Source organism: Bradyrhizobium sp. WYCCWR 13022 (assembly GCF_030435535.1).
Lineage (GTDB): Bacteria > Pseudomonadota > Alphaproteobacteria > Rhizobiales > Xanthobacteraceae > Bradyrhizobium.
This window is the reverse complement of the sequence record NZ_JAUIZJ010000002.1, coordinates 327531-342968: the sequence shown is the minus strand read 5'-3', so window position 1 is coordinate 342968 and position 15438 is coordinate 327531. Positions and strand designations below refer to the sequence as shown.

Genomic DNA, 15438 nt, shown 5'->3' with positions numbered 1-15438 from the left:
CGATATCGCCGGCTTCACTGGAATTCTTTTGACTGTGCGAGGCTGCACGCGTTTTCTCGCCTGCAGGGGCGGGATTGGAATTTAACGATGATCGAGACGGTTTCGGCACTGATGGGTTTGGTAAGCGCGGGGATTTTCCTGGCCCATGCGTTTGAAGGCTACCGCACGAGGGCCTGAGGGCACTCGCGCGGGCGACATTGCATTACCTCTTCAAGACGGCGCGTTCGGACAATTTTAATCGATCCGATCGAACATCGAAGACGAGAGCAGGAGGTGTCACATGCGCAGACATGACCTCGTATCCGATGGCTTTCTGGCTTTGACCGCAGGCGGCTTGGTCCTGCTTTGCTCGAGCCTCGTCGCCCTGGCCTTCGGCTAATCCACAGTTCGCACCTTTCTGCTTTCACGACACGGCGCTCCTGCGGCGCAGCAGGCGGGATTCTCCCGCTCCCGTTTAGTTGATTGAATTTCCGCGTTCGGCGCCTCGACACATTTCAAGAGGCCCCACCAACGAAGGTGACGCACATGCTTGCCGAGAAATTCTTCCTGGTTCTGGAATCGCTGATCCGCGGCGGCCGCAACTACCCCGACGGAAGCCCCCGGGTCATCAGCACCTCCCCGCACGTTCCTGTGGCTCTGCCGAGCCGGAAATAGAAACGGCGTGCAGGTCGCTCAGCGCAAGCCGAACGGCGATCTGCGATAGAGACTGTCGCGCGCTTCGGTCTGGCAGACGAAGCTGCCGTCGAACCCCTGCCCATAGAGCTTCTGCCCCTTGCGGTAGTAGACGCCCTTTTTGAAATCCAGCCACACCACCTTGTCGCCGGGGCAATGGCGCTGGGCCTGCGCCTCGTAGCGGAACGGCGTCAGCGGTGTCGCAGAAACCTCCGCGGCCCAGCCGGCGCCGAGGACGATCCCCGCGCCCGCAAGCGCAAGCCCGCCAAACCCTCTCCAAGAGCCGTTCCGCAGCACTGAGCTCCACTCCGCTTCCCCGCCGCTCGAACGGCCTGCGTTCGGCACGATAGCATAAGAGGCGGCGAACTGGCGCTGCCGTCTTCCACCTGCCAACCCGGCGGGGTACATCAGGACGAGATCATCCAGACGTGTGGACGTTGAATGTCGGCAGAGCCAGAAACCACCACCGGACCCCGCCCGCCCTCGCCGCGGCTCGGCCTGCTGCCGATGATCATCTTCGGTTCACGCTGGCTCCAGCTGCCGCTTTATCTCGGGCTGATCGTGGCGCAGTGCGTCTACATCGTGCTGTTCCTGAAAGAACTCTGGCACCTCTCCTGGCACGCGCTCGATCTCACCGAGCAGGAGATCATGATGAGCGTGCTGGCGCTGATCGACGTCGTCATGATCTCCAACCTGCTGGTGATGGTGATCGTCGGTGGCTACGAGACCTTCGTCTCGCGGCTCGATCTCCAGGGCCATCCCGACGAGCCGGAATGGCTCGGCCACGTCAACGCCAGCGTGCTCAAGATCAAGCTCGCGATGGCGATCATCGGCATCTCCTCGATCGCCCTGCTGCGCACCTTCATCGAGGCCGGCAATCTCGGCTCGAGCCGCGCCAGCTTCACCGAGAACGGCGTGATGTGGCAGGTGCTGATCCACCTCACCTTCGTGGTCTCGGCGATCGGCATCGCCTTCGTCGACAAGTTCAGCGACGCGACCGCGCGCAAGCCCGCCGAGTGAGGCGCAGGCTCCCGCCTAGCTGGCCTGACGCGACGCGGCCTCGAGCTGCGCCAGCGCCTGATGCAGGCACTCCTGAACCTTTTGGGCGACCTGCTCGCGCGAAATCCCTTTTGCGGCGAGATCGTCCGACACCTTGTTCAGGGTCTGAACGATCGTCTGGTTGCCTAGATTGTCCGTGACCAGCGCCGTCGCGTAAGCCGACGCGGCATCGCCGCTGAGCCCGAGCTCGCCGGCGGCCCAGAGCCCGAGCAGCTTGTTCGACCGGGCCGCGGCCTTGAACATGAGCTCCTCGTCGTGGGCGAATTTGGCCTCGAAGCCCTGCTCGCGCTTGTCGAACGTGGTCATGGTCAGCTCCATTTGCGCTATCGCTGGTGGGATCTGGATCGGGAGCGAAAGTCTCCGTGGGTTCTCGTCAATTGTGGATCATTTGAATCTTCCGACCGAAGGCCGGCGCCGTCAAGTCGCCGCTCGGTCGCGGATGGCGAGAGCCTCAGGCCCGGACCAGCCCGGCCGGCCAAACGGCATGTTTACGACTTATTAAACAGACTCACGGCCGCATGGGCCCCTGGGGAAACCGAGAGCCGATGCATGAACAGAGAGCTTCGGGAATTTCGACGGCTTGAGCGCGTGTGCCTCGAGCAGGCGGCGCTGTCGACCATGGATCTCGCCCGGTCGGGCCTGCTGAAGGTTGCCGACGACTGCCGCCTCGCGGCCGAAGCCATCGAGGCCCAGCCGGCGCCCCGCGGTGCGATCGCCGTCGCCGTCCAGGCCTTCAGGCTGGCGCTGACGTCAGGGCGCACGCCCAGCCGGCACTGATACGCTGTTCGGTGAAAGCGGCCGGGGAAGCCCGACGGACACGCCCTCTCAGGCTTTGGCTGCGGCTGCCTCGCGCGCGAGCCGCTCGGCCTTGAGCCGCTCGCGATTGGCATGAAACGCCCGCTGCGCTTCCTCATGGTCGCGCATGGCCTTCTCGGCCTCGATCCGGCGTGCGGCATCGCGCGCCTGGCGCTGTTCGGGGGTCAAGGGCTTGCGTCGGAAGGAAAGGTCATCGGTCATGCCGGGATAACGCGGTGGTGGGGAGAAGGTTCCATCTCGCGGCCTGACCGCGCGCATCGGAAGAACGGAAATCTACACCGTTTCAATCGCTTAGCGGATAAGTACCCGACGGCATCGAAGGCTCCAAAGACTCAGCCCCCCGCCAAACCATCAAAACAACCCCATGCACAGTAGCCCACGCGCGTCGAATCAAGATCTTACCCAGCGGACCTCCGCGACGTTGCAAAAGCCAATTGACGCGCCGGGCAAAACACTGGCATAATGCGATTATTCCGAAATCGATCGACCTCCCCATGGGCCCCGCTGGAACCAAGGCCCGGACTTGCCATTGGCTTCGGCCCTCGAGGCTTTCATTGAGGGCGTCATTTCCTGGAGAACCAAGATGCGCACCACAGTCCTCGCCCTGCTGATCCTTCTGGGATCTCTCCCTGCTGCGCACGCAGACCGCGACTATCCCTGGTGCGTCGTCGGCGACGATCTCGGCTGGCCGGGCGAGTGCATGTACGAGACCCGGGAGCAATGCATGTGGTCGGCGTCAGGCCGCTGGAACACGACTTGCGACATCAATCCGCGCGTGAGGTTCAAGCAGCAGCAGCCCCAGCCCGCACCGAAGAAGTTGCAGCCACGTCGCTGACAGGCGCGGCGGCGATTCCGGGCGAAATCAACCAGGAAACCGAGCGAGATCACCGATACATCCCGACTGTCGACCATTTCAGGGACTGGTGGCCGCAAACACACGGTTCGGTGAAGGAAACGCATTCTCTCTCCTCTCGAAGCACTGCGGAAACCGAGCGGCGCTAGCTTCGCGTCGAGTTGGAGGGAGACTGAAGATGATCGCTCTCAAGGTGTTTGCAGTTGCTCTCGGCGCCGGATTTGCCATCTGGATGTATTCCGGCGACCTCGGCACCGACGTGGTGCTCGCCATCATTGCTTGCCTTGCATGATGAAAAAGGCCCGCCGCGTCACCGGCGGGCCTCGCCACCTCCAGACGATCCGGCTCGGCGGTAACGCCGACGATCTCGCCAGTGAAAGGCTTGTCGTTGCGAACGTGTCATCCGCCAGTTGGTGAAGGCGAAGGGTGTGCAGGACTCACCTTGTCGCCGGGTGACGCCCGGCTCCTGAAACTGCTATTTTTTCCCGGATTTAGATCGCTGATCTTGAAGAGGTGGTGATGGCAAAGCCATCTTCTCTTCCTCGGCAAGCTTGGGGCCGCGCTCCCCCAAGCCCAACCTCGCCTTCCAACTGAACGGCCACCACCATCGCCAGAACCTGCTGCGCCCACATAAGGCGCCGGACTTGCGAACGCCGCCACCGAACCCATGTCTACGGTCGGTGTCAGTCACCTGCCCGACCGGCTCACCTGAAACGGAACTCGGGATTGCCACTTTTTCCCGGTTGGTGTAGCTTACATCAGCGCTTCGGCGCTACGCATAGTAATATCTCTGCCGCCCGCCCCCTGCCGTCCCGCAAAGACGATCACGCAGGGGGCGGGTTTCATTTGGCGGGCAGAGTTGTAGTGACTTTCGTGCGCCCTGTGAGAAGCGCATCGCACGCCGGGCATTAAATTTGACGATAACCGGCCGGCCCGAATTGACCGCAGCGCACAAAATTGCGAATTTACCGCTACCGGGATTTTGCCAATCCTTCCCGGGGCTGGAGCAGCGCCGTCCGCGATCATTTCAAGCGGGCGGCGTTGTTGGTTTCGGGATGCCCCAGACAAAAAGACGGCCCCGGCGCGCGAGCACATCGGGGCCGGACGGCCGCAGGAGGTGGAATGGCGCAGCCATCCCCCTGAGAACGACCGGCCCGGCGGGTAGGTTTCGGACCCCCCGAACTAAACTGTTTATGGCGCAGACTTAAAATTTAAGCGGACCGAGGGAACCTTTTATGAACCTGGGCCCACAAGGTGCGGGCAAGGGACCTGCTGCGTTAAACAGGCGATTTCCGAGTTTTCCCGTCGGGTAGACACCATTCGCGCTTCGCTGCTTGCGCATGCAATGCCGCCCGCTCTCCGACCTCGTTCGCCGATCCGACAGGACACGGTCCGGTATCGCAAACCGATGTGTGGCGCGTGTCACAGATTGTGCTCGCCGTGTCGCGATATCCATTCACCGCTTCGCAGGCCCCAGGCCATGTCGACGCAGGACTTCCATCAAACCAGACAGAGAGGAATCAATCCATGTTGCGCAAGTTCTCTTTTATTGCTTTTGCCGCAGTTGCATTGGGTGCGGCTGCTCTGGCCCCGACCTCCGCCTCCGCATTCGAGTTTGGCGGCTGGCATCACGGGGGCGACCATCGGGGTGGTGTAACCATCGTCCTCGGCGGATCCGGTCACTATGGCTACGACGACTGCGACCGCGACTACGATTATTACCGGCACCATCCGCGCCGCTGGAGGCCGTTCTGAACGGCTGCTGACCCCAGTCGTCGTGAACGGTTTCAGAGGCGCGCGAATTGTATAATCCGCGCGCCTCTTTCATGCCTTCGCGAGGCGTCGTTCGCGCGTACAGTTTCCGCGACGCAAGTTTGACAAGGCCCCTCGCCCACGAAGCCATTTCCCTAGCGCTGTGAAGCCACTGAAATAAGGGGGCCCGGCATTCGATTGTTTGACCAACGGGGATTGTCATGTGGCCATTCATTGACAGAATTTACCGCGAGTTTTGCTTGGCTCAGCTCAGCTTCAGGAAATGAGGAAGCTCGAGTTAGCCGATTGACATCGTGAGCAAGCGCCATCGTAAATTTTTGGCATAGGCGAAGTTTCTATCCAGACCGACGTTCCAGCGTCGGCGAACGTCCGTAGATGTAGCCGAGCGCGTTCTCAGACTCGCGGCACAGGGGAAGCGTCGCCCCGAAACCAATAGGCGAATTTTGCGAAACGAGTTTTTCTGGTCGGACATCCCGAGGCATCAATAGATCAGCTCGCGCTGCACGGTCGCCACCGGGAGCACCAAGAGGCTGGCCAAGGCCCGGCGGTTCCAAACCGGAACAAGCCCCGGTTGATATTTGTTGTTGCGGGAATTTTGGGCAATTGGATAGATTGACACCGCCATGAAACGGGGTTGCCTCAAACTGAGGAGCTATCGTTGAATCGGGAATTAAAGGAATTCCGCAGGCTCGAACGCGCATGCAGAGAGCACGCGTCCATCGCTTCCTTCGATCTTGAGCGAGAGGGTCTTCTCAAGGTGGCCGAGTACTATCGGAAAGCGATCGAAGGCCTGCAACGCGGCCCCACAGCGGACACCCACTCGTAAACTTCCCAGGGAAGGCCCGCTCAACGCAAATCGACGGCGGGCCGTGTGTCGACCAGCTTGGATGTTCTCGTTTGAGCGCTCCCGGACGCCCCCATCTGTTCAAAGGCAATCACGGGCGCGTGCCCTGGCGGTTCCTGTGTGACAGCGATCACCGCGCCGAAAAGCCGCACCGCATACTCCGTCATGTAAGGGAATGGTCCCTTACAAAGGAGGATGAACATGAACACGCTGGATGTGGATTTTCTTTCCATCGACGATCTCGATGCGGTTGGCGGCGGCATGATGAACGATGGCCGGGGCCAGATGGATCCGAAAGCGCCCGGTGCATATGTGCCCTACGGCGGCCCCGGCATGAGTGTGGGTCAAACGGTGGGCGAACTCATTCTGACAGGCGTTGCTGTGGGGGTCGTATTGGGTTTGTGAGGACGTCGCCAAAGACGACGAGAGGCCGCCACGGCTTGGCGGCCTCATTTCAAGCTCGCCGCCCAAGTCGCCGCCTTTTCGTCGAGCACGCTTTCAGCTGTGGTGAGACGCGATCAAAAAGAAAGACCCGCCGACAGCGGCCCGCGTCACGAGCACCAACGCTGTTCACAAACGTGCAATCAGGGGTGGCTCCCGACCAGTTAGAAGAGGAGCCCAGCCTGGTAGCTCCCACCGCAATAGCGACGCCACCAAAAAGAATTCGGTTTGAACCGGACGTAGGTGGATGTCTGGGGAAGGCGTGCTGGCGGAAGGGGTGGGATTCGAACCCACGGTACCCTTGCGGGCACGCCGGTTTTCAAGACCGGTGCCTTAAACCACTCGGCCACCCTTCCAGGTCCGGAATTGCAGGTCCGGAACGGCTGTCGCTTAACCCAGTCGGCCGCGCAAGGCAACGCGAAGTTGGGTTGCCCGTATCGACTTCGCCACCAACGGCGACCTGTCAGGCGGGCGTCAGGCTGGTCCTCTAGCCTGAGCAGCACGCGGGTTGATTCATCGGCAATCGCCCCCTCAGCCATCCCGAACATCGGCGATGCCACCCAGGGCGTCGCTGGTCGCGAGGCCCGGTTGGATTCGCCTCCATTTCCGGGCCTCGTTTGGCTTGCCACAAAAGCAAACGCGGCGCCCCGAAAGACGCCGCGCCAAGCCTGTGTGTTGCGCTTGATTTGTGACTTCGGGCTCAGTAGCCGCAATGGCCGCAGGCAGGCTGCACGGGAGCGTAATAGGAATAGCCCGGCGAGACCATCTCGACGCGCTGGCGCGTCGCATATTGGGGCGGGATGCGTTCGTACTGGACGCTGGGCGGCGCCACCATCACGGTCTGCGGAACCATCACGGTGCGATACTGCGCCGGGGTGCGATGCGCGACGGTCGCACCGGGCGACACCATCACGGTCTCGTCGACGGTGCGGTATTGCGGCGCGACATATTGCTGCTGATAGCAGGTCGTGCACGGCGGCGGCGCGTAGCAATTGTAGCAGCCGGCCGAGGCCGCGCCCGTCATCGAAATCGCGGCGACGGCAGTCGAGAAAACAACAGCAAGAGTACGAGACATTATGGTGGTGCCCCAGTTGCCCGAAATGGATTTGCGAAGGTCGCATGCAGTATACGCCGCAAAATTCATTCCTGCCGAAGTTCGTCGAGGCATCCTTAATGCGAACGGCCGGCTTGCGCCGGCCGTTCAGAACTTGTTGACCATCCGCAAGGCGTGACCGCGAGCTTCGCGATCACGCCCGCGCGAGACGCGCCTATTTGCGACGCTTCACTTCACGCACGGCGCCGCGCGCGGCGCTGGTGGTGAGCGCAGCGTAGGCTTGCAGCGCAGTCGAGACGTTGCGCTTGCGCGCGGCCGGCTGCCAGGCGGCATCGCCCTTCGCCTCCTCCGCCGCGCGACGCTTCGCGAGCTCCTCGTCGGAGATCTCGAGGTTGATGCTGCGGTTGGGAATGTCGATCGCGATGCGGTCGCCGGTGCGCACCAGCGCGATGTTGCCGCCTTCGGCCGCTTCCGGCGAGAGATGGCCGATCGACAGGCCCGAGGAGCCGCCGGAGAAACGTCCGTCGGTGACGAGCGCGCAGGCTTTGCCGAGACCCATCGATTTCAGATAGCTGGTCGGATACAGCATCTCCTGCATGCCGGGGCCGCCGCGCGGTCCCTCGTAGATGATGACCACGATCTCGCCGGCCACGACCTTGCCGCCCAGAATGCCTTCGACGGCCGCGTCCTGGCTCTCGAACACGCGCGCGGGGCCGGCGAATTTCAGGATCGAGGCGTCAACGCCCGCGGTCTTCACGATGCAGCCGTCCTGCGCGAGGTTGCCGTAGAGCACGGCAAGACCACCGTCCTTGCTGAAGGCGTGCTCGAGATCGCGCACCACGCCCTTCTCGCGATCGGAATCGAGCTCGTCGTAGCGGCGCTCCTGGCTGAAGGCGACTTGCGTGGGGATGCCGCCCGGCGAGGCGCGATAGAAGGTTCTGACAGCCTCGCTCTTCGAGCGCTTGATGTCCCAGCGCTCCAGCGCCTCGTTCATGGTCGGCGCGTGCACGGTGGAGACCGACGTGTCGATCAGGCCGGCGCGGTCGAGCTCGCCCAAAATGCCCAGGATGCCGCCGGCGCGATGCACGTCCTCGACGTGGACGTCGGCGACCGATGGCGCCACCTTGCAGAGTACGGGGACGCGGCGCGACAGGCGGTCGATGTCCTGCATGGTGAAGGCGACCTCGCCCTCGTGGGCTGCGGCGAGCAGATGCAGCACGGTGTTGGTCGAGCCGCCCATCGCGATGTCGAGCGTCATCGCGTTCTCGAACGCCTTGAAGTTCGCGATATTGCGCGGGAGCACGGAGGCGTCGTCCTGCTCGTAATAGCGGCGGACGAGGTCGACGATGGTGTGGCCGGCTTCGACGAACAGGCGCTTGCGGTCGGCGTGGGTCGCGACCACGGTGCCGTTGCCGGGCAGCGCGAGACCAAGCGCCTCGGTCAGGCAGTTCATCGAATTGGCCGTGAACATGCCCGAGCAGGAGCCGCAGGTCGGGCAAGCCGAGCGCTCGATCACCTTGACGTCCTCGTCGCTGACCTTGGAGTCGGCGGCGGCGACCATGGCGTCGATGAGGTCGACGGCCTTGGTCTTGCCCTGCAGCTTGACCTTGCCGGCCTCCATCGGTCCGCCCGACACGAACACGGCAGGAATGTTGAGGCGCAGCGCGGCCATCAGCATGCCGGGCGTGATCTTGTCGCAGTTGGAAATGCAGACGAGGCCGTCGGCACAGTGCGCGTTGGCCATGTACTCGACGCTGTCGGCGATCAGCTCGCGCGACGGCAGGCTGTAGAGCATGCCGTCGTGGCCCATGGCGATGCCGTCGTCGACCGCGATGGTGTTGAACTCCTTGGCGACGCCGCCGGCCTGTTCGATTTCGCGCGCGACGAGCTGGCCGAGGTCCTTCAGATGGACGTGGCCGGGCACGAACTGGGTGAAGGAGTTGACGACCGCGATGATCGGCTTGCCGAAATCGCCGTCCTTCATGCCCGTCGCGCGCCAGAGGCCGCGGGCGCCCGCCATGTTGCGGCCGTGGGTGGTGGTGCGGGAGCGATAGGCTGGCATGGCGTTTCCGTCCTCGGGTTTGACTGCCTGGGCGGGAAAATCCGGAGCCGCTTCAGGCCTTTCCGGCCGGATAGCGCACGGGGTGGGTTGGCGCAACGGGAACTTGCCGCGAAAGGGCCCAGATCGGGCGATCGCAGGCCTCCCCTGCCGCTATTGCAGGGTCGGACCAAGCCGCCCGCGCGAGCCGATCGGCAGCAAAATGTTGACGAGACGAGCGAGCGACATCACCAGTCGTCGGAAGTCGGTTGCGCAGGTCGAATGACAATTGAAGCTGCGAGGCGCGATTGCCCGCGCGAGCGTGTGCGCGCAAACGCACACGCATTCGGGCGCGGATCAAGCACGTTTACGTCCGTAGTGATCCGGAATGGAATCCTATTTCGATCTCGCGTACATCGCGGGACATCGATCGGCGGCCTTCCAAGGGCATCACCTTCTGATCGCGCACCACGGGGTTGGGGGACCATCTGGGGCGGGGGAATCGAAGGCTGGGGCAAGGTGGCGAGGTCCGGACTCCTAGGCACTCCGGACCTCGTGCTTTCCAGATTGAACGTGATGTCGCGTCGCCGGCTCGATCAGCCGTGCGGCGCGAAGTCATCTCGGGTTGTCCTCATCGTCAGATCATTTCGGCACGTTGCGCTCGAGATCCTCGAGCCAGGCGGCCGCGCTCGAATCCGATGGCGCGCGCCAGTCGCCGCGCGGCGACAGCGAACCACCGGCCGAAACCTTCGGTCCGTTCGGCATTGCAGAGCGCTTGAACTGGCTGAACGCGAAGAAGCGGCGCAGGAACACTTCCAGCCAGCGGCGGATCTCATGAAGATCGTACGCCCTGCGCTTGTCGGCCGGGAATGCCGGCGGCCATTCGCCCTCAGCCGCATCCTTCCAGGCCTGCCACGCCATGAAGGCGATCTTCGACGGCCGCATCCCGAAGCGCAGCGTGTAGAACAGGTTGAAATCCTGCAGCTCGTAGGGTCCGACCGAGGCCTCCGTGCTCTGCGGCTTCTCGCCGGGCTTGACCGGAACCAGCTCCGGCGAGATTTCCGCCGACAGGATCGAGGCGAGCGTTCCGTTCACATCGCCGCTGAACTGTTTCGAGGCGATCACCCAACGGATCAGATGCTGGATCAGCGTCTTCGGCACGCCGGCGTTGACGTTATAGTGCGCCATCTGGTCGCCGACACCGTAGGTGCACCAGCCGAGCGCGAGCTCGGAGAGATCGCCGGTGCCGATGACGATGCCGCCGTGATGGTTGGCGAGGCGGAACAGATAGTCGGTGCGCAGGCCCGCCTGCACGTTCTCGAAGGTGACGTCGTAGACCTTCTCACCCTTGCCGAAGGGGTGGCCGATGTCCTTCAGCATCTGCGTGGCCGTGGTGCGGATGTCGAGCTCCTGCCAGGTCGTATTGAGCGCCTTCATCAGTGCCAGCGCGTTGGTCTTGCTCTCGCTGCCGGTGGCAAAGCCCGGCATGGTGTAGGCCAAAATATTCTCGCGCGGCAGGCCGAGCAGGTCGACGGCCTTGGCGGCGACGATCAGCGCATGGGTGGAATCCAGGCCGCCGGAGACGCCGATCACGACGCGCCTGGTGCCGGTGGCGCGCATGCGCTGCACCAGCCCTGCGACCTGGATGTTGTAGGCCTCGTAGCAATCCTGCTCGAGCAGGCTCTCGTCGCTCGGCACGAAGGGAAAGCGTTCGACCTTGCGCAAGAAGCCGATGTCGGCGGCCGGCGGCTTCAGGGCGAACGGCACTTTGCGGAAGCTGCCCTCGCGCTGCCGGCGGTTGTCGTCGAACGTGCCCATCAGCGCGCGTTCCTGCCTGAGCAGGTCGAGATCGACGTCGGCCGTCGTGATCTGGCCGCCCTGCCGGAAGCGCTCGCCCTCGGCCAGCAACGCGCCGTTCTCGTAGATCGAGGTCTGGCCGTCCCAGGCGAGATCAGTGGTGGATTCCCCTGCCCCGGCGGCCGAATAGACATAGGCCGCAAGACAGCGCGCCGAGGTCGATTGGCACAGCAGCGCACGCGCGCGGGCCCGGCCGATCGTGATCGGACTGCCCGAGAGATTGATCAGCACGCTGGCGCCGGCGAGCGCCAGCTCGGACCCCGGCGTCACCGGGATCCACATGTCCTCGCAGATCTCGACGCCGATGGTGAGGCCCGGGACATCCTCGGCCGCAAACAGCAGGTCGGTCCCGAACGGCGCCTGGAGCGCACCGATGGCGATCGCCTCGCCGGCGATGCCGGCGCCGGAAGCGAAATGGCGGCCCTCATAGAATTCGCGATAGGTCGGCAGATAGCTCTTGGGCACGACGCCCAGGACCTTCCCGCGATGGATGACGACCGCACAATTGTAGATGCGATGGCCAAATCGCAACGGCGCGCCGACGATCAGCGCGGTCATCAGTGCCGCGGAAGCCTCGACGACAGCGGCGAGCCCGCGCTCGACGGCATCGAGCAGCGGATCCTGCTTGACGAGGTCCTCGATCGCATAACCGGACAGGCACAGCTCGGGAAACACGGCGACCGCCGCCGACTGCGCGTCGCAAGCCTTTGCCGCCGCGATGACCGCTTTCGCATTGGCCGCGGGATCGGCCACGTGGGAGGTGGTGACGCAGGCCGCAACGCGCGCAAAACCGTGGGCGTAGATCGAGTGGAAGCTCATCGCGCAAAGGACCCTTGAATCTCATCGGACCGGCCGCGGCCGGCTCCGGACTCTATGTAGCCCATCAACCCGGCCGCGTGCAGGCCATCCGCCATCATGCATAACGGATTTGCACGCCACGCCTGATGTCAGGCGCGGCGCGCCAGTACGCTGGAGATGTCGTTGCGCAGCCATTCGGCGATCCGGGGCCAGGCATGGGCGTGGGTCCTGGCACCCATGAACAGGCCGAGATGGTTGCTGGGTTCGGAGGCTGCTGCGACGAACGCCGGCGGCGTGCCGATCAGATTTGTGGTCGCGAGCGCCTGCGTGGCCGGCACGACATCGTCATCGAGCCCGGCCAGCAGGAAGACCGGCGCCTTGACGTCCTTCAGGTCGATCGCACGGCCGAGTGCCGTGAAGTTGCCCGACGCGATCCGGTTCTCGCGAAAGATCCAGTTGACGATCTCCAGATAATAGCTGCCCGGCAGATTGAGCGTCTCGGTGTTCCAGCGGTCGAAGCGCGCGAGCAGGGCCGCGCCCTCCTCGTCCGAGAGGTCTCGCTGCAACGCCGCCGCGATATCGTCGCGATCGGGCGCCTTCGACCAGACATGCAGCATCTCCGCGCCGCTGACATTGCCGCCGCCACGCGCGACGAGCTGGTCGTAGACGATCTCGGGCGCATTGCGGGCGAGCTGCGCCAGCCTGGACTCGACCGAGAGATCGACCGGCGCGCCAACCAGCACCAGCCGCCGCACCTTGGCCGGAAAGCGCGCCGCGTAGAGCAGCGACAGCCAACCGCCCTGGCACAGGCCGATGAGATCAACGGGCGAACCGATTTCGTCGACGGCGACATTGAGATCGGACAGATAGCTGTCGATCGAGAGATAGCGCATCTCGGGCGAGGCCGATCGCCAATCGGTGAGATAGACCCGATCGATGCCGCCTTGTTGCAGCGACTGCAGCACGCTGTGGCCGGATGCGAAATCGGCGATCAGCGCACGGTGCAGCGCGTAAGGCGCGCAGACCAGCGCGGGCTGGCCGGATCGCGTCCGCGAACAATCGCGTAGCCGCATGGTGGAAAGCTCCAGCGCCACGATGCCTGATGTGGTCCAGGGAACATCGCTCTCGCCCTGCTCCACGGGGCCGCGCTCCAGCCACCACAAGCAGGCGTCCATCGCGAGCCGCGCCGCCGCGAACGGCCATAGCATGGGGTCGTCGGGACCACGGTCCGATCCAGCCGGATGCTGGCCGCTCTTCTCCACCATTATCGCGCGATCCTCACAGGAATGCCTCCAGGCTGACGACGGCGATGCCGAGCTCCCTGAAACTTCGATGGGTCGCTGCGACCGAGCCGTCGAGGTCGATGCCGCGGCAGGCGTCCTCGATCACCACGACCTCGAATCCCGCCTTGCGGGCGTCCTCGGCCGAGAAGCGGACGCAGAAGTCGAGCGCCAGGCCCGCGACGAAAACGTTCTTAAGCTCACGCTCGCGCAAATAGCCGAGCAGGCCGGTCGGCGTCTTCTTGTCGTTCTCGAACAGGGCCGAATAGGAATCGATGACGCGGCGAAAACCCTTGCGCACCACCAGGCCTGCCCGCGTGACGTCCAGATCCCGATGGAATTCGGCTCCGGCCGTGCCCTGGACGCAATGTGTCGGCCAGAGCACCTGGGTGCCATAGTCGAGCTCGATGGTCTGGAACGGCTGCCTGCCCGGATGGTTCGGCGCGAAGGAGACGTGGTCGGCGGGATGCCAGTCCTGCGTCAGCACCACATTGGTGAATTTTTGGGCGATCCGGTTGATGGCGGGGACGACCTTCTCGCCGCCGGGCACGGCGAGCGCCCCGCCCGTGCAGAAATCGTTCTGCACGTCGATCACCAGCAGCACGTCGCGGTCGGATATCTTCATCGAGAGATCCCATGTTATCCACCCGGCGCAGAAGTGGCACCGGCCGTTCCTGGCAATGTCGATCTTCCCGCGCGGCTTCGCAACCGCTGCTATCCTGCAACGATGTCGCGCGAATGGCCGGCGGCTCCGGATGCAACGCTTTGCCGCCGGCCGTGTTGACTAGCTGTACCCGAGTGCGGATTCTCTGGTATCCGCAACTTCAGGATTGGGTCGAAGCATCGGAGGAGATGGGTTCCCGCGGCTTGCAAGGTCACGGTAGCCGGATGGTCATGAGTATCGGCAAGACAGGAAACATACTTCTCGCCGATATCGGCGGCACCAATGCGCGCTTTGCGCTGAGCAACGGCGAGCGGATCGGACCGATCGACTATGTGAAGGTCGCCGACCATCCGACGGTCCGCGAAGCCATCGCCGACGTGCTGCGGCGGGCGGACGGCGAGAAGCCGGTCCGGGCCGTTCTGGCAGTGGCCGGTCCCGTCACCAACAACCGCTGCGTCATGACCAACAGCCCCTGGGTGATCGACGGCAACGAGCTCCAGCCCGCACTCGGCTTCGACAGCGTCCACGTGCTCAATGATTTCGAGGTCGTGGCCTGGTCCCTGCCCGCCCTCCAGCCGGCCGACCTGATTCCGCTCGGCGGACAGGACGGCATGTCCGGGGAGCCGCTGCTGGTGATCGGGCCCGGGACCGGTTTTGGCGTCTCCTGCCTGGTCGAGCGCCATGGCTCCCGACTCGCCGTCGTGACGGAGGCCGGTCACGCGACGCTGCCGGCAGAAAACGAGCGCGAGGAACGGGTGATCGCCTCCATGCGCCGGCGCTTCGGCCATGTCTCCATCGAGCGTGGCGCTCTCTCCGGCTCCGGCCTGCAATCCCTCTACGAGGCGATGGCCGAGGTCGATGAAGCCCAGGTGCCGCAACGCGATGCCGCAGGGATCACCAAGGCGGCGCTGGACGGTACTTGCGAGCTCAGCCGCGCGACCCTGGAGATGTTTTGCGCCATCCTCGGCTCCGTCGCCGGCAATCTCGCGGTGACATTCGGCGCCCGAGGCGGCGTCTACATTGCCGGCGGGATCGTGCCGCGCTTTCCGGAATTCCTTTCGGCTTCAGCGTTCCGCGCGCGTTTCGAAGCCAAGGGGCGCTTCCAGGATTACCTTCGCAACATCCCGACGCGCCTCGTCATGAAGCCCGATGCGAGCTTCGTCGGCCTGAAGATGTTCGCCGACCACAATCTGGGTTGAGCGCGCCCCGCCAACGCGCCGCACACGCCATTAACTATGCACAGTTGATTGCAGTGCACCCGCGGTTCCACGCAGGATCGTGCTTGCACC

The 15438-nt window shown here is 63.9% G+C and carries 15 protein-coding genes and 1 tRNA gene; 7 read left to right on the top strand and 9 right to left on the bottom strand.

What is annotated here, in order from left to right:
* The first annotated feature begins 525 nt into the window (after positions 1 to 525).
* Positions 526 to 654 (top strand): hypothetical protein, encoded by a 129-nt coding sequence (locus QY049_RS02620; RefSeq protein WP_256442381.1) that lies wholly within the window; start codon positions 526 to 528, stop codon positions 652 to 654.
* An 18-nt stretch (positions 655 to 672) separates the two neighbouring features.
* Here the strand turns inward: QY049_RS02620 and QY049_RS02615 are convergent, their stop codons facing one another.
* Positions 673 to 969, bottom strand: a complete 297-nt coding sequence (locus tag QY049_RS02615) for a hypothetical protein (protein ID WP_301268791.1) — start codon at positions 967 to 969, stop codon at positions 673 to 675.
* A gap of 144 nt (positions 970 to 1113) precedes the next feature.
* On the opposite strand from QY049_RS02615, the gene QY049_RS02610 reads away from it, so the two are divergent.
* Complete coding sequence (locus QY049_RS02610; RefSeq protein WP_301268790.1) at positions 1114 to 1692, top strand: TIGR00645 family protein; 579 nt, start codon at positions 1114 to 1116, stop codon at positions 1690 to 1692.
* Between the two features lie 15 nt (positions 1693 to 1707).
* On the opposite strand, the gene QY049_RS02605 is transcribed toward QY049_RS02610, so the two are convergent.
* Positions 1708 to 2037 (bottom strand): DUF1476 domain-containing protein, encoded by a 330-nt coding sequence (locus QY049_RS02605; RefSeq protein ID WP_194475896.1) that lies wholly within the window; start codon positions 2035 to 2037, stop codon positions 1708 to 1710.
* A gap of 243 nt (positions 2038 to 2280) precedes the next feature.
* Here QY049_RS02605 and QY049_RS02600 point away from each other — a divergent pair, with 243 nt between their 5' ends.
* Positions 2281 to 2508, top strand: a complete 228-nt coding sequence (locus QY049_RS02600) for a hypothetical protein (RefSeq protein ID WP_301268789.1) — start codon at positions 2281 to 2283, stop codon at positions 2506 to 2508.
* A 48-nt stretch (positions 2509 to 2556) separates the two neighbouring features.
* Here QY049_RS02600 and QY049_RS02595 read toward each other — a convergent pair whose 3' ends face one another.
* Positions 2557 to 2748 (bottom strand): hypothetical protein, encoded by a 192-nt coding sequence (locus QY049_RS02595; RefSeq protein ID WP_194475894.1) that lies wholly within the window; start codon positions 2746 to 2748, stop codon positions 2557 to 2559.
* Positions 2749 to 3130: 382 nt separating this feature from the next.
* On the opposite strand from QY049_RS02595, the gene QY049_RS02590 reads away from it, so the two are divergent.
* The 3 genes from QY049_RS02590 to QY049_RS02580 all read left to right on the top strand — a co-directional run bounded on the left by QY049_RS02590 (position 3131) and on the right by QY049_RS02580 (position 6422).
* Positions 3131 to 3382: a DUF3551 domain-containing protein gene (locus QY049_RS02590; protein ID WP_301268788.1), complete on the top strand. Its 252-nt coding sequence runs from the start codon at positions 3131 to 3133 to the stop codon at positions 3380 to 3382.
* A 1545-nt stretch (positions 3383 to 4927) separates the two neighbouring features.
* The gene (locus tag QY049_RS02585) at positions 4928 to 5155 is read left to right on the top strand and encodes a hypothetical protein (protein WP_301268787.1); all 228 of its coding nucleotides are present in this window, start codon (positions 4928 to 4930) and stop codon (positions 5153 to 5155) included.
* A 1063-nt stretch (positions 5156 to 6218) separates the two neighbouring features.
* Complete coding sequence (locus tag QY049_RS02580) at positions 6219 to 6422, top strand: hypothetical protein (protein WP_301268786.1); 204 nt, start codon at positions 6219 to 6221, stop codon at positions 6420 to 6422.
* 302 nt (positions 6423 to 6724) lie between these two features.
* Here QY049_RS02580 and QY049_RS02575 read toward each other — a convergent pair.
* From QY049_RS02575 to pncA, 6 genes are all read right to left on the bottom strand, one after another.
* Positions 6725 to 6814: transfer RNA gene (locus tag QY049_RS02575), tRNA-Ser, on the bottom strand.
* A gap of 344 nt (positions 6815 to 7158) precedes the next feature.
* The gene (locus tag QY049_RS02570; RefSeq protein WP_194482739.1) at positions 7159 to 7482 is read right to left on the bottom strand and encodes a hypothetical protein; all 324 of its coding nucleotides are present in this window, start codon (positions 7480 to 7482) and stop codon (positions 7159 to 7161) included.
* Between the two features lie 244 nt (positions 7483 to 7726).
* Positions 7727 to 9574: a dihydroxy-acid dehydratase gene (ilvD, locus tag QY049_RS02565; protein ID WP_301268785.1), complete on the bottom strand. Its 1848-nt coding sequence runs from the start codon at positions 9572 to 9574 to the stop codon at positions 7727 to 7729.
* A gap of 618 nt (positions 9575 to 10192) precedes the next feature.
* The gene (locus tag QY049_RS02560) at positions 10193 to 12226 is read right to left on the bottom strand and encodes an NAD(+) synthase (RefSeq protein WP_301268784.1); all 2034 of its coding nucleotides are present in this window, start codon (positions 12224 to 12226) and stop codon (positions 10193 to 10195) included.
* Between the two features lie 128 nt (positions 12227 to 12354).
* A complete protein-coding gene (locus QY049_RS02555) occupies positions 12355 to 13470 on the bottom strand; it encodes an alpha/beta fold hydrolase (protein ID WP_301268783.1) in 1116 nt (371 codons plus the stop codon).
* Positions 13471 to 13483: 13 nt separating this feature from the next.
* Positions 13484 to 14110, bottom strand: coding sequence for a bifunctional nicotinamidase/pyrazinamidase (gene pncA, locus QY049_RS02550; RefSeq protein ID WP_301268782.1), 627 nt, complete (start codon positions 14108 to 14110; stop codon positions 13484 to 13486).
* A 269-nt stretch (positions 14111 to 14379) separates the two neighbouring features.
* Here pncA and glk point away from each other — a divergent pair, with 269 nt between their 5' ends.
* A complete protein-coding gene (gene glk, locus QY049_RS02545) occupies positions 14380 to 15348 on the top strand; it encodes a glucokinase (RefSeq protein WP_301268781.1) in 969 nt (322 codons plus the stop codon).
* Positions 15349 to 15438 lie beyond the last annotated feature (90 nt).

Coding starts and splice junctions, on each gene's coding strand:
- QY049_RS02620 (WP_256442381.1), top strand. CDS start 526: ATGCTTGCCGAGAAATTCTTCCTGGTTCTGGAATCGCTGATCCGCGGC.
- QY049_RS02610 (WP_301268790.1), top strand. CDS start 1,114: ATGTCGGCAGAGCCAGAAACCACCACCGGACCCCGCCCGCCCTCGCCG.
- QY049_RS02605 (WP_194475896.1), bottom strand. CDS start 2,037: ATGACCACGTTCGACAAGCGCGAGCAGGGCTTCGAGGCCAAATTCGCC.
- QY049_RS02600 (WP_301268789.1), top strand. CDS start 2,281: ATGAACAGAGAGCTTCGGGAATTTCGACGGCTTGAGCGCGTGTGCCTC.
- QY049_RS02595 (WP_194475894.1), bottom strand. CDS start 2,748: ATGACCGATGACCTTTCCTTCCGACGCAAGCCCTTGACCCCCGAACAG.
- QY049_RS02590 (WP_301268788.1), top strand. CDS start 3,131: ATGCGCACCACAGTCCTCGCCCTGCTGATCCTTCTGGGATCTCTCCCT.
- QY049_RS02585 (WP_301268787.1), top strand. CDS start 4,928: ATGTTGCGCAAGTTCTCTTTTATTGCTTTTGCCGCAGTTGCATTGGGT.
- QY049_RS02580 (WP_301268786.1), top strand. CDS start 6,219: ATGAACACGCTGGATGTGGATTTTCTTTCCATCGACGATCTCGATGCG.
- QY049_RS02570 (WP_194482739.1), bottom strand. CDS start 7,482: ATGACGGGCGCGGCCTCGGCCGGCTGCTACAATTGCTACGCGCCGCCG.
- ilvD (WP_301268785.1), bottom strand. CDS start 9,574: ATGCCAGCCTATCGCTCCCGCACCACCACCCACGGCCGCAACATGGCG.
- QY049_RS02560 (WP_301268784.1), bottom strand. CDS start 12,226: ATGAGCTTCCACTCGATCTACGCCCACGGTTTTGCGCGCGTTGCGGCC.
- QY049_RS02555 (WP_301268783.1), bottom strand. CDS start 13,470: ATGGTGGAGAAGAGCGGCCAGCATCCGGCTGGATCGGACCGTGGTCCC.
- pncA (WP_301268782.1), bottom strand. CDS start 14,110: ATGAAGATATCCGACCGCGACGTGCTGCTGGTGATCGACGTGCAGAAC.
- glk (WP_301268781.1), top strand. CDS start 14,380: ATGAGTATCGGCAAGACAGGAAACATACTTCTCGCCGATATCGGCGGC.